Raw genomic sequence first — 12,567 nt, forward strand, 5'->3', positions numbered from 1 at the left:
TCCCATCCGTTCACGATTTTGGTTTGCGCATCTCGGGCGGAATGTGTTCGGCATTCCATTTCTCGTACACTTTCCAGTGATAATCCAAGCCGCGTTCTTTTTCCGCCCACATCTCTTGCAAGCCGGGAATGTCCCACAAGCGCACACCGTGGCGTGTCATCGCGTCTACATAATCGCGCGCCTCGCGCATCAATTCGACCTGACGGAGGACTTGTTTTTCATTACACTGCGGGATGACGACCACACCATCATCATCGCCCATCACAATGTCACCCGGGCGAACGTGGACGCCGCCACACTCGATTGGCGCCTGGGTTTCGCCAACCAATTTCAATCCACCGTGCGTTGGCACAACATAACGACTGAAAACCGGGAATCCCAGTTTCTTGAGCTTGGGCGTATCCTGGGCACCCCCATCAATCACCACACCGACCGCGCCGCGCGCGCGAATGAGTTCGCAAACTTGCAGACCACAGCCGCCCATTCGTTTCGGGTCGCGCCCGCGCACGACGAGCACCTCGTCTTTGCCAATCTCGTCGAAAATGTTTTTGCAAATCGCATTGATTTCGTTGACCGTGAACGCGCGTCCGACCATTTTTACACCGGGCAACACCGGGCGAATTTCCGGTTCCATCGGGCACACCAGTCCCTCAACGTAACCTACATCGAAACAGGAATACTGGCGGAATTTTTCCAGAATCAGGTCGCTCATTCCAGACTCCATCTGTAATCTACAAATCCATCTCATGCCCACGCACGTTTTATTTTGCTCACTGCTTCGGCGATGCTTTCCATATCTTGACGGTCGCCGAGCAAAACGTACTGGAACAACCACACCGCGCGTTCCGCTGCGTGCTCGGTCACGGGACAATCCGGCAACGTGGTTTCGTTGAACATGTCCGCGCGCGCGCGCTTGATTGCGTTCGTGCGATAAAGCGGAATGTACCCTGGACTGCACGCGCCGATTCCCTCGGCGCGCAACGCGTCGAGAAACTCGCGGCGCGGATGACCGCCGAACGCGCTCGCCGCGTACTCGGCGATGAACAGATGCCGCGCGTGCTGCGTGACGCGCGGATCGTCCGGCAACGCGTCGAGTCCACCGACTTGGGCGAGCAACTGCGCGAGGTAACGCGCGTTCGCCTCGCGCACTGGGACGTGTGCGGGATAGCGTTCGAGTTGCACGAGCAAAAGCGCGCCTTCCCACTCCGCCATGCGATAATTCGTACCGACGATTTCGTGTTCGTACCACGCGCCGGTGCGCGTGCGTCCAACCGTGTGATACGACCAGCAAAATTCCGCGAGCGCCGCGTCATTCGTGACGACGATGCCGCCCTCGCCGGCGGTGATATTCTTACTCGCCTGAAAACTGAACGCGCCGAGGTCGCCCAGCGCGCCGACGCGTTGCCCGCGCCATTCCGCGCCCCACGCCTGGCACGCGTCCTCGATCACGCGCACATTGTGGCGACGCGCAATATCCAAAATCACGTCCATGTTCGCCGGACGTCCGGCGAGATGCACCGGCATGATCGCTTTGGTTTTTGCAGTAATCGCAGATTCAATTTTTGTTGGGTCAAGGTTCCAACTTGTTGGTTCGATGTCCACGTACACCGGTTTCGCGCCGAGGAGCAAGATGACGTTCGAAGTGGCGATGAACGTGTACGGCGTCGTGATCACTTCGTCGCCCGGCTGGATGCCCAGTGCGCGCAACGCCATCTCAAGCGCGAGTGTGCCGTTCGGCACACCCACACCGAAACGCGCGTGCTGAAACTCGGCAAACTTTTTTTCGAACGCGGTGACCTGGGTTCCAACGTGCACGCCCCAGTTGCGCGAATGCAAAACCCGGAGCAACGCTTGTTCTTCGCGTTGATCGAACTGGGGCCATTCGGGAAATGGCTTAGTGCGGACCGGTGTGCCGCCGTCAATGGCGAGGGGTTGTGTCATATCGAATCGTCAAAGGATGAAGATTTTCGCATGAACAAATCATCGCTTTCATCCTTCATCCTTCCATTTTCATCCTTAGAATTTCAGCGCGCCTTCCATCAATCCTTTGGTGAACCACTTTTGCAAACCAAAGTAGATGAGCATCGGCGGAATGAAACTGATGAGCGTCGCGGTGGCGGCGACCGGGAACGTCCATTCGCCGGTGCCCGCGCCTGGGTTGAGCAAGCGGATGCCAATCGAAATTGGCATCGCGTCAATTTTGCTGGTGAACGTAAAGGCGAGCAAGTACTCGCCCCACACCGGCACGAAAGTAAAAATCGCGACGGTCACGAGCGAACTTGAGACGAGCGGAAACATGATCTCGCGGAACAATCGAAACGTCCCGGCACCATCTATCGTCGCGGCGTCTTCCAAATCTTTGGGGATTGCGGAGAACGCCGAGCGCATCACGAAATTGCCGAGCGCGAGATGCCAACCGGAATAGGGTAGAATCAACCCGGGCAAGGTGTCAATTAAATCGAAACCGGAGAGCATTTGATACAGCGCGGGCAATGCCGTGCTGAGCGGCATCCACATTCCGATCGTCACGAGCCAGAAAATCACGTCGCGTCCGGGAAATTTCAATCTCGAAAACGCAAACCCCGAGAGCGTGGTGCACGTGACGACGAAGAACACGGTCATGCCGGTAATGACGATGCTGTTGCGATACAACATCACCAAACTCGTCGCGCGCGTGAACCGATCCAGGACAAGTTGCAAATTCTCCAAAGTCAAGTGACGCGGGATGAGATTCATCGGCACGACGTACGCTTCCTCGATCGGGCGAAACGCCACGCCCATCAACCAGAGGAAGGGGGCGAGACTAAGGAATGCGCCCAGGGCGAGGATGGCATAGAAAATAATTTGGCGCGGGAGCACGTTGACGCGGATGCGCGATTTTGTAATGGCACTCATCATCTTCCTCTAATCCATGCGATTGCGAAACCAGCGCCAACCCAGGAAGGCGACCAGCGTCGAAAAAATACTGAGCATGATGAACCAGGTTGCGCCATAACCCATCCGCCAGTTGCCATCGCGGAACGTGATATAGTACGCTTGCAAACCGTACGCCATCGTCGAGCGCACCGGTCCGCCCTCGGTCATGAACAACGGCTCGGCGATGAGACCCAGGACTTGAAGACGCAACACCATAATCACCAGAAAGATCGGCGCGAGCAGGGGTAGTGTGACGTGGCGCAACAACTGCCATTCGTTCGCGCCGTCAATGCGCGCGGCTTCGTTCAACTCTTGCGGGATATTGTTCAAGCCGACGAGAAATAGAATCATCGTCGCGCCCATCAAACGCCACACACTCATAATCACGAGCGACAAGAGTGACGTGTTTGGATCGCCGAGCCATCTAGTCCACGGTATCGGCAAGTGCAAAACGTTGATGAGCAGATGATTGAGCGGTCCCCAGGTCGGATCGAAAATCCACTGCCACGCGATGTACAACATCCCCGCCGGCAACACGACCGGAAAATAGTAGAGCGTGCGAAAGACCGACGCGACATTCGGTCGCCGCACACGGTCGAGCAGAATCGCGACGATGAGCGCGATGAGCGTACTGCCCGGCACGTACATCAAGGTGAACTTGAGCGCGACGCCAAACGTTTCCCACACGCGTGGGTCTTGCGCCCACTCGATGATGTTTGCCAGACCGACGAATTGAATGCGGTCGGGACGCAAAAACTCGTAGCGCATAAACATCATCCACACAGTCCGCGCGCTGGGATACAAGACAAACGTGATGTAAAAAAATAAGAGCGGCGCGAGAAATAGATATCCCACCTTGCCGCGCCAAATCGCGCGGAGTAAACTCGCGCGTTCGGCGCGCGGCGTAGTGACTAACGTTGCAGTTTGTGTCGCCATGCAACTTTCTCCAGCCCGTTCAGACTTCCGAAGTTTCAAAAACTTCGGAAGTCTGAGACACAGAATTACTTGACTTCGGCAACGCCCTTGGCGGTGCGCTCTTTCATATTCTTCAACGTCACGTCCACCGATTGATTCTGGAGAATCATCTTCTCGATCTCTTCCTTGTAGATGGGTTGCTCGACGGTGAGAAAGTATTGATTCGACGGAATCGGTTCGGACGTATCAAGCAGAGCAAGGAGCGGCGGCGCCCACGCCGGTTGTTTGCCGGAATCTTGTAGTTTCTTTTGCGCGGACTTGAACGGCACGATTTTATAGTTGCCGGGTTGCGACATTTCGACGGCGAGTGGATCCAAAAGCCCTTTGAGCATAAAGTCAATCGCGGCTTCCTTGTTCTCCGAATATTTGGGAATCATCGCGCCGAGCGTCCAGAAGAGTGTGCTTGAGCGTTTCCCTTTCGGGAAACCGACCATCTTGACATCGGCTTCGGGTTGCTTGGCTTGAATCGCGCGCAAGACCTGGGCTTGCCAATAGATTTCCGTCGCGAGCGCGCCGGACTGGAACGCTTTCGCCGAACCGAGCGCTTCGGCGGACGATGGCGGCAAGTACGGGTACAGCTTCTTCATCAGTTCGAGCGTTTCCTTCGCGGCGGGATCGTCAAAGTTGACGACGCCCTCCGCCGTGAACATCTTGTCGGTCTGCGTGCCCATGATCGGCAACATACTGCGATGGAGCCAGTTCCAGTCCATGCCAAAGCCATAGACCTTGTCGCCGTATTTCGTTTTGATCTTGGCGCTCGTTGCCAACACCTCGTCCCAGGTCGTCGGCGGGTTCTCGGAACCAGTCGCCTCTTTCAACATCGAGGGGCGATAGATCAAGCCGAACACATCCGACCACCACGGGAAGGTGTAAATTTTTCCATCGCCGGTGAACTTGATTTCTTTGAGCACGCCGCCGTACACATCATCCCACACACTCTTGGGAATCAGGTTGTCGAGCGGGTCCACGAGACCCAGTTTGGCAAGCGCGCCGGGTTCGATGAAGGGCGTCGGTCCGAGCAATACATCCCAGGATGCTTTTTTCTGCTGAGCTTCGAGTTGGACCTTTTGCGCGATCACGTTCCACGCTTGCTCTTCGCCGGGGATGGCAATGATTTCGACTTGCACATTAGGATTCTGTTTGTTGTACGCGGCGACAATGTCTTTGAACTCGATCTGTTGCAAGTACTGCCCATACACGCCGAGTCGCAGCTTGCCCGACGCCGCCTTGGGTGCGGCAGGCACGCTGGTCGGCGCGGGAGCCGTTGTCGGCGTCGCGCAGGCAACCAAAATCAGACTGGCAACGATGAACAGAGCCACGATGACGAACATTTGCTTTCGCATTTTTTCTCCTCCTTGAGATTGACTCGCTCCACTGACATTGATCCGATTTCAACCAAATGTGATTTTATTTTCCGCGCCTCCTTTCACTCAAAAGACCAATAGCCGAAAAACTGGGGACGATGGAACCAAATCGGTGATAACGGATTTGGCGACCAGGCGCTGTATTCTTCAATCGGCGCGCGATCAATGCGAAACAAGTTGACGCGCCAGACTTCGCCCGACAAGATCGCTTGCGCACCATCCGCCAGCAACGCGTGGAGAGGAATCGCCCACTCGCTTGCCCACCCGCGTGGAGTGTTGCGCGTCGCCGTTTGCCAACCTTGGCACGTCCACGCACGATCAAACGTCACCGCATCACCGCGCGCGTTTGGATTCGTCACGCGCACATCGTTCACCGTGTTCAGCGGATTACACTGAAATTCGAAATAGTGAATGAGATCGCCGTACGGCGCGATGAATGCTTCGACCGCTTCTTCCTGCCAGACCAAACTATCGCGCTGGGTCATCGTCGCGCGAATATCCGTGTCCGCGCAATCGAACGCGAGATAGAGCGTCGCGCCATCCCAGCATCCGCGCACGGTGGTCTGCTGTTGCGGCTCGCCGTTTCCTTGCGCGTGTTTCAACACGATTGGCAAGGTATCGCGCCACACCGGTTTTGCCAGGTCGCCATCCCTCGCCAGTGGTTGCTCCACGCGACGGCAACGATAGATGGGCAAATCGGAAAAGGAGAGCATCCGCGATTTCATTACTTGTCGTGGCTCGCGCATTTGGCGACAATGCACTTTACGCCCACAGATTCAAACTGCTTGACGATTGCGCGCGGCGTGCAATCGCTCGTGACGATGGTCGAGATCTCGGACACGTCGGCGACCTTGGTCAGATTCGAGCGCGTGAACTTGCTACTGTCGGCGAGCAGAATCGTTTGATCGGAGTGCTGGACGAATTCGCGCGCGACGAGCGCGACCGCTTCGCTGTGATTCGTCATGCCATGCTCGACCGTGATGCCATCGGTGCCGACGAAATACTTGTGCAGGCGAACGCCATCGAGCACCATCGCCGGCGCTTTGCCGATCAACTCGAAGGAACGCGGGTCGAGATTGCCGCCGGTCAGCATGACCTGGATGCCCGGCAACGCGACGAGTTCCGCGGCGACATTGACCGCGTTCGTCACGACCGTGATGCCTTCGAGCAGACGCATGTGCAGCGCGAGTTCGGTGCAAATGCGTCCGCCGCTCATTCCGACCACGTCGCCGCGTTCGATCAATTGCAACGCCTGGTGCGCGATCGCGCGCGCTTCTTTGACGAGCACGGGCGGTTTGTGTATCGGCAACGGATTGTAACTGACCACATTGGAGAGTGTCGCGCCGCCGTGCGTGCGTTGGATAAAACGATGCTCGCTCATTTCGTTCAAATCGCGCCGCACACTCGACGGCGATACGTCGAGCAATTCGCTCAATTGCTGAATCGAAAGATCACCGTGCTCGCACAACAGATCAAAGATTTGTTTTTCTCTGCCGTTCACAAGTGGATGCTCCTCGGCGCTTGTCCCACCATGCGCGCAAAATTTTCCCAGTAGATTTTTTCGAGCGCCGCGCGCGGTAACGCCATGCCGCGCAAACGCTTGCCCGTGAATGCCATCGTCACCGCGCCAACCCCGGCAGGCAGCGGTATGTCCCAGTCCGTTTCCAAAAACGCGCGCACGAGCCATGCTTGTCCGGATTCGCGTCCCAGTTCAAACGGGACGGTTGGGTCAACGACCGGACCTGCGCCCACATCGGTGCCGTAAATCAAACGGTCTTGATAGCGCAGGAAAAATTCGCGCGCCGCGTCCACGTTTTGACTCAATTCGAAATACCCGGCGATGCCTGGTGCAAGGTCGAACGCAACCGAAGGATGCGCGTCTAGAAATCGCGCGGCGCGCGGCACATCGTCCCAGAAAAATAAAAAATGAGCGAAGATTATTTTCAGACGCGGATGCCGGTTCAAGATGCGTTCGGTCTCGGCGAACATGTCCTCACGCGTTGGATAGTTCGCGCCGACATACGACCAGCGTTCGAGACCGACACGCGCAGGGTCCCAAAACCGGAGCGGGTCCGCCATGTGCAGTGTGATCGGCATACCGCGTTTTTCCATCCACGCCCAGTACGGCGCGTAGAGTGCGCCTTCCAGGCGATCCGGCAAGTTGACGTACATGACCGGCTTGCCTTCCCACATCTTGATGCCGTCGAACCCTTGCGCGTCCAGTTGCTGCGCTTGCGCGACGAGGTCATCGGCGGTGAGGCGCACCGGCGAATAATCGAGCGCGCCGAACGCGAACGCGCGTCCTTGGGACAATTGTTTGAATCGCAACGCCTGGGCGTTGAGTGTGCTCGGATTGCCAGCTGGGGCTTGCGAAAGAGATAGCGCGTTACAACACCGCGCGCCGGTGTGTGTCAGCGTTTGCCAAAGCAAACCTGGGTCGAGGTTTGCCCAAACGTGAGTGTGCCCATCGAGGATGGGCATATCGGCAAAGGCGGTGAAATCAAAACTGGGTGCATCGGACATTCGTCATTCGTCCAATGGCAACGTGACCGGCTTGCCGGTTTCGGCGGAGCGATCAATCGCGAAAACGACCTCGTGCGTTTTCACCGCATCGGCGAGATCCGGCTGAACCGGTTTATGGTTGATGATCGCGTCAACGAAATCGTCAATCTCGGCTTGGAATGGATGATGCGACGGATCGCCGCTACTGGGAGTGATCGTTGGAATCGTGATGAAATTGTTTTGTCCCGCAAACTTGTGCGACCAAATCTGGTTGTCGCGAATCGTGCCTTGATGACCCATCAAAACGATATTGAACGCGTACGGCATTTCACACTCCATAGATGCGGATATTTTGCCGATTGCGCCGTTCGCATAACGGACAAGCGCGACAACGGTGGGATCGTAATCGAAATGCGGACGCCCTTTGCCTTTCGTCGAGTACGCGCTGACCTCGACGATTTCCGAATTCACGAGAAAACGCGCGGCATCCACAGCGTGACATCCGCCCATCAAAAACACGCCGCCGGCAATTTTCCGTTGCGACATCCAATGGTCGGGCGTCGCGCGCGGTGTGCGGTGCCAGTAATCTACTTCCGCCATAAAAATTTCGCCGATCGCGTTATCCTTGACCTGGCGTTCGATAATTTTGAGCAGAGGATTACGGCGCAGCACAAACGAGACGAGCGTGCGAACTCCGGCGCGTTGCACCGCCGCGTCCATCGCGCGCAGTTCGCCAAGTGTCAGCGCGACCGGTTTTTCGATGAGGATGTGTTTGCCGGCTTGCGCGGCGGCAATCGTCTGCGACGCGTGCAGATTGTTCGGTGTGCAAATCGAAACGAGGTGGATGCGTTCGTCGCGCAACAGGGTGTCTACATCGGTGTGCATATCGCACGTGAGGTTGAGCATCGCCGCGCGTTGTTGCGCCGATTCGCGCGAGCGACTACACAGCGCGATGACTTTAGTATGCGGATTGCGGAGGTATGCCCTGAGATGTTCCGTCGAAAGATTGCCCGCGCCAATGACGCCCACGCCGATGTGTTCCATCCGGTTTTTCCTTATTTAATAGTTTGCGCGATTACGCGGAGATTCTCAAGCCGAGTCCCATACGGAACCTCGTCGGCTGTAGCAAGGATCACGTGGCGATTATGTGTACGCCGCAGAACGTCGCGTGTATGGCTTTGCAATTGGTCCGGTGTGCCGTTCAACAACAGGGTTGCATCAATCCCGCCGCAGAGAATCACCCGCCGACCTAACACGTGGAAGAATTCTTCAAGCGTTGTATCGCCGATGGGTGGATTGGTAAGCGATTCGATCCCATCAATGTGTGCGTCGCGCAACATGGGTAACAACGCGCGAATATGTCCGCACATGTGACACAGCAGGATTTTGCCGGCGCGATGTACGATGTCCGCATACTCGACCAGGTACGGTAGTACGTATTTTTCAAAGAGGCGTGGCGAGATCAAACGCGTGGTCATAAACGCCGCACCCGTCATTACCGCGTATCCTGGTCCTTGGGCGATCAGGTGGTATGCTTCGCACACCCGCGTATGCACAAGGTCAAGGAGCGACCGCATCCGATCCGGTTCATCTACGAGGTCGAAAATCAATTCGGCAGGATCGCGTACACGGAACAAAGTGACGAGTGGTTGATCCGGCGCGGCGACCATACACGCGCCACGCTCACCTAGCCTGGTTTGCTTTTGGGTAAACCGATTGTAACGCGCTTGATAATGGCGCTCTTCGATCACTCTTGCTATGATGTCGTACGCGTGCCGTTCCGAAATCAAAAACCGGGTGCGATACACCGTTTCTGCCGAACCATCGCCGGCAACCGTTTCTTGAAGATTGCCCCAGGGAGTGCGGATGCGAAAACGTGTCTCGGTATTGCTGACGCGATGCGCTTCGGTTTCGACCTGGTCATCTATGGCGTCCACTGTCGCCACGCCGGTAATAATCGCGCCGCCAACATCTTGGACGATTTCCCAAATGACGGCTTCTTGAAAATCGAGTGCATTAGGTAGCGAGACAAGCGAGGGGTATCGGTAATCGTGCTGAATGGCAAATTGTTGTTCTGCGGTGAGACGATTCCAGTAATAGGGGAGCGAATGCAAAACACTATCGCCCAACATCGGTGACCACGGCACTTGGTCAGGTTCGAGACGGCGCCAGACTGCATCAATTCGCTCCCGCGCACTCATCTGTCCCACAGACCTACTCCAGCGATGCGTCACCGTACACACGACGGCGACTATCGAATTGCTCAAATTATAATCCAACCATGACAGAAAGTCAATATTATTGTGCTCATTTTCTACGAATATGAGCATTGAAAGTGACAATTTAGCCCGGATATTCTATTGACATTGGCAGCCAATCATAGTATATAAATAATGCAATAATACATTAATGCGTTAAATTGCTTGCTCGAAAGGGGAACCCCCATGCCTCTTGAACGGTTCTCTCCCCTCTATCGTTGGCTGGTCGAAACGTTGCGCGAAGATATCGCGCAAGGTGTCTACAAACCCGGCGACGCATTGCCCACCGAGTACGAACTCCGCGCCCAGTACGACCTCAGCAGCACGACCGTCGCGCGTGCGATGAATGATCTCGCGCGCGAGGGCTGGGTTTATCGCAAAGCCGGCAAAGGCACGTTCGTCAAGCGCGCCAAAGTTGAAGAGCGGCTCGTGCGTCTCAAATCGTTCGTCGAAGAGATGCAGAGCCACAACATCACGCCCGTGTTCAAACCGATTTCCGCACAACCGGTGGCGCCTCCCCCCGAAATCGCCCGCGCGTTCAATCTCGCGCCCGATCAAAAACTGTACCTGATCAAGCGGACTTATCTTGCCGAAGGCGAGCCAATCGCGACCGCGCAAGGATACTGGGCGCTCGACATCGGCGAGAAACTCGTGCAACACGATTTGCGAAACGCCGCGCTCTACGAAATCGTCGAACGCGAGTTGCATATCTCTTTGCTCGAAGCCGAAGAATCCATCAGCGCGACCTGCGCCGACGCCGCGCTCGCGCGTGAATTGCAAGTGACGCGACACACTCCACTGCTGATTCGCCGCCGCTTGACCTACGCTGCCGAGATGCGCCCCGTCGAACATGCGACGACTTACTACCGCGCCGACCGCTACGAATACACCATTCGACTTGCGCGGCGCGACATTTGAACGCAAAGGAGGTGAGCGAGCAAGCAGTGATCCGCGCCTTTTCGATTTTCCCGACCCCAGCCCAGTTTCAAAGGAGAAGCAAATGAGACGACTCGTTCTGTTTGTCATGTTGATTGCCGCGATGATGCTCGTCGCGTGCAGCGCGCCCGAGCCGACCAAAGCCCCCGCGCCGACCGCCGCGCCCGCGCAACCCACCAAAGCGCCGGAGCCGACCAAAGCGCCAGCGGCGACGACCGCTCCCGCGGCAACCGCCGCGCCCGCGCAACCCACCAAAGCGCCAGAACCCACCAAAGCCGCCGCCGCCACGTTCGATTGGAAACAACGCGCCGGCGATACGCTGGTGTTGTATCTGCCCCAGCATCCGTGGACCAACGCCATTCAACCTTTCTTCCCGGATTTTGAAAAGCAAACCGGCATCAAACTCGAAGTGCAGACCTTTGCCGAAGCGCAATTGCGCGACAAGGTGCTCATCGCGTTGCAAGCCAAGAGTTCCGAGTTTGATTTCTGGATGTCCCTCAAATCGCGCGAAGGTCTGAAATACTATCGCGCCAATTATTACGAACTGCTCGACAAATATCTCGCCGATCCAAAACTGACCCCGCCTGATTACAACGTCAAAGATTTCGCGGGCGGTCCGTTCGGCGGTGAAAAGTTCGAGAACAAACTGACCGGCATTCCGATCATCATCGAAGGTCCCGTCGTCTTTTACCGCAAAGATTTATTCGACGCGGCAAAAATTCCGGCGATGAAGAAAATCGAAGATATCGAGACCGCCGCCGCCGCGTGCATGAAAGCGAATCCTGGGATAACCGGTGTCACTCTGCGCGGCGACCCGAACGCGATCGCGTACACCTTCGGTCCATTCATGCGCGCATTCGGCGTGAACTATCGCGATGCCAATGGCAAGTCGCAACTGTCCAGCCCCAACGGTCTCAAAGCCGTCGAGTACTATACCAAGTTGGCGCGCGAGTACGGACCGCCCGGCGTCGTGACATACTCGTTCGCGCAATCGTCCGCGCTGTTTGGCGGCGGCAACGCGTGTATGGAAATCGAATCGTCGAACGAACTCTCGACGATCATTGATCCCAAGAGTTCCAAGGTTATCGGCAAAGTGGGTGTGATGCCCTACCCGCCCGGACCGGGCGGCGACGTGCCGACCGTTCTGCAATGGGGCGTGAGCATCAACGCGAATTCGAAGAAGAAAGAAGCCGCGTGGTTGTTCACCATGTGGGCGACGAGCCAGGAAATGCAAACCAAGTTGCAACTCAAAGGCATCGCCAGCCCGCGCTCCTCGTCGTGGGACTCGGCTGACTGGAAAGCCCAACTCGCGGGTGATGCGCTCCGCGCCGAGTGGGCGGCGGCGGTCAAGTACGTCGCGGAAAAAGGGTCCGGCGAAGTTGGACCACCCGCCATCGAACAACCCGCCGCGCGCAAGATCATGGGCGACGCGCTGGACGCCGTGATCCTGGGAACCAAATCCGCCGCCGACGCGATGAAAGCCGCGGACGCGGAACTGGATAAAGTCGAACGGTAGAATTGGAAGTTAGAAGTTGGATGTTGGAAGCCGGAGCATATTCGCAGTGTGGATGTTATGCCGGCTTCCAACATCCAGATTGAAAAATCCATTTCACTTC

General features: G+C 56.6%; 12 protein-coding genes. 2 read left to right on the plus strand and 10 right to left on the minus strand.

The genetic code is table 11. The annotated features are described in order from the left end of the window. Positions 1–10: 10 nt before the first annotated feature. From HY868_26750 to HY868_26795, 10 genes are all read right to left on the minus strand, one after another. Positions 11–712: an RraA family protein gene (locus HY868_26750; GenBank protein MBI5305756.1), complete on the minus strand. Its 702-nt coding sequence runs from the start codon at positions 710–712 to the stop codon at positions 11–13. Positions 713–744: 32 nt separating this feature from the next. Continuing rightward, complete coding sequence (locus HY868_26755) at positions 745–1,941, minus strand: DegT/DnrJ/EryC1/StrS family aminotransferase (protein ID MBI5305757.1); 1,197 nt, start codon at positions 1,939–1,941, stop codon at positions 745–747. 75 nt (positions 1,942–2,016) lie between these two features. Beyond that, a complete protein-coding gene (locus tag HY868_26760) occupies positions 2,017–2,895 on the minus strand; it encodes a carbohydrate ABC transporter permease (protein MBI5305758.1) in 879 nt (292 codons plus the stop codon). A 9-nt stretch (positions 2,896–2,904) separates the two neighbouring features. After that, complete coding sequence (locus tag HY868_26765; protein ID MBI5305759.1) at positions 2,905–3,852, minus strand: sugar ABC transporter permease; 948 nt, start codon at positions 3,850–3,852, stop codon at positions 2,905–2,907. A gap of 65 nt (positions 3,853–3,917) precedes the next feature. Further along, positions 3,918–5,234 carry an extracellular solute-binding protein gene (locus HY868_26770; GenBank protein MBI5305760.1) on the minus strand — a complete coding sequence of 439 codons (1,317 nt, stop codon included), beginning with the start codon at positions 5,232–5,234 and terminating at the stop codon, positions 3,918–3,920. 83 nt (positions 5,235–5,317) lie between these two features. Next, positions 5,318–5,968 carry a carbohydrate-binding family 9-like protein gene (locus HY868_26775; GenBank protein ID MBI5305761.1) on the minus strand — a complete coding sequence of 217 codons (651 nt, stop codon included), beginning with the start codon at positions 5,966–5,968 and terminating at the stop codon, positions 5,318–5,320. Positions 5,969–5,979: 11 nt separating this feature from the next. Beyond that, positions 5,980–6,756, minus strand: a complete 777-nt coding sequence (locus tag HY868_26780) for a DeoR/GlpR transcriptional regulator (protein ID MBI5305762.1) — start codon at positions 6,754–6,756, stop codon at positions 5,980–5,982. Then, entirely contained in the window at positions 6,753–7,778 is a 1,026-nt protein-coding gene (locus tag HY868_26785) for an amidohydrolase family protein (GenBank protein MBI5305763.1), read from the minus strand. The genes HY868_26780 and HY868_26785 overlap by 4 nt, the downstream gene beginning before the upstream one ends. A 3-nt stretch (positions 7,779–7,781) precedes the next feature. After that, positions 7,782–8,801, minus strand: coding sequence for a Gfo/Idh/MocA family oxidoreductase (locus tag HY868_26790; GenBank protein ID MBI5305764.1), 1,020 nt, complete (start codon positions 8,799–8,801; stop codon positions 7,782–7,784). 11 nt (positions 8,802–8,812) lie between these two features. After that, complete coding sequence (locus tag HY868_26795; GenBank protein MBI5305765.1) at positions 8,813–9,967, minus strand: hypothetical protein; 1,155 nt, start codon at positions 9,965–9,967, stop codon at positions 8,813–8,815. 234 nt (positions 9,968–10,201) lie between these two features. Here HY868_26795 and HY868_26800 point away from each other — a divergent pair, with 234 nt between their 5' ends. Further along, complete coding sequence (locus tag HY868_26800) at positions 10,202–10,933, plus strand: GntR family transcriptional regulator (protein MBI5305766.1); 732 nt, start codon at positions 10,202–10,204, stop codon at positions 10,931–10,933. A gap of 82 nt (positions 10,934–11,015) precedes the next feature. Continuing rightward, complete coding sequence (locus HY868_26805; protein MBI5305767.1) at positions 11,016–12,467, plus strand: sugar ABC transporter substrate-binding protein; 1,452 nt, start codon at positions 11,016–11,018, stop codon at positions 12,465–12,467. The last annotated feature ends 100 nt before the right edge of the window (positions 12,468–12,567 follow it).

Source organism: Chloroflexota bacterium, from assembly GCA_016219275.1.
Lineage (GTDB): Bacteria > Chloroflexota > Anaerolineae > UBA4142 > UBA4142 > JACRBM01.

Coding starts and splice junctions, on each gene's coding strand:
- HY868_26800 (MBI5305766.1), top strand. CDS start 10,202: ATGCCTCTTGAACGGTTCTCTCCCCTCTATCGTTGGCTGGTCGAAACG.
- HY868_26760 (MBI5305758.1), bottom strand. CDS start 2,895: ATGAGTGCCATTACAAAATCGCGCATCCGCGTCAACGTGCTCCCGCGC.
- HY868_26765 (MBI5305759.1), bottom strand. CDS start 3,852: ATGGCGACACAAACTGCAACGTTAGTCACTACGCCGCGCGCCGAACGC.
- HY868_26750 (MBI5305756.1), bottom strand. CDS start 712: ATGAGCGACCTGATTCTGGAAAAATTCCGCCAGTATTCCTGTTTCGAT.
- HY868_26785 (MBI5305763.1), bottom strand. CDS start 7,778: ATGTCCGATGCACCCAGTTTTGATTTCACCGCCTTTGCCGATATGCCC.
- HY868_26805 (MBI5305767.1), top strand. CDS start 11,016: ATGAGACGACTCGTTCTGTTTGTCATGTTGATTGCCGCGATGATGCTC.
- HY868_26770 (MBI5305760.1), bottom strand. CDS start 5,234: ATGCGAAAGCAAATGTTCGTCATCGTGGCTCTGTTCATCGTTGCCAGT.
- HY868_26775 (MBI5305761.1), bottom strand. CDS start 5,968: ATGCTCTCCTTTTCCGATTTGCCCATCTATCGTTGCCGTCGCGTGGAG.
- HY868_26790 (MBI5305764.1), bottom strand. CDS start 8,801: ATGGAACACATCGGCGTGGGCGTCATTGGCGCGGGCAATCTTTCGACG.
- HY868_26755 (MBI5305757.1), bottom strand. CDS start 1,941: ATGACACAACCCCTCGCCATTGACGGCGGCACACCGGTCCGCACTAAG.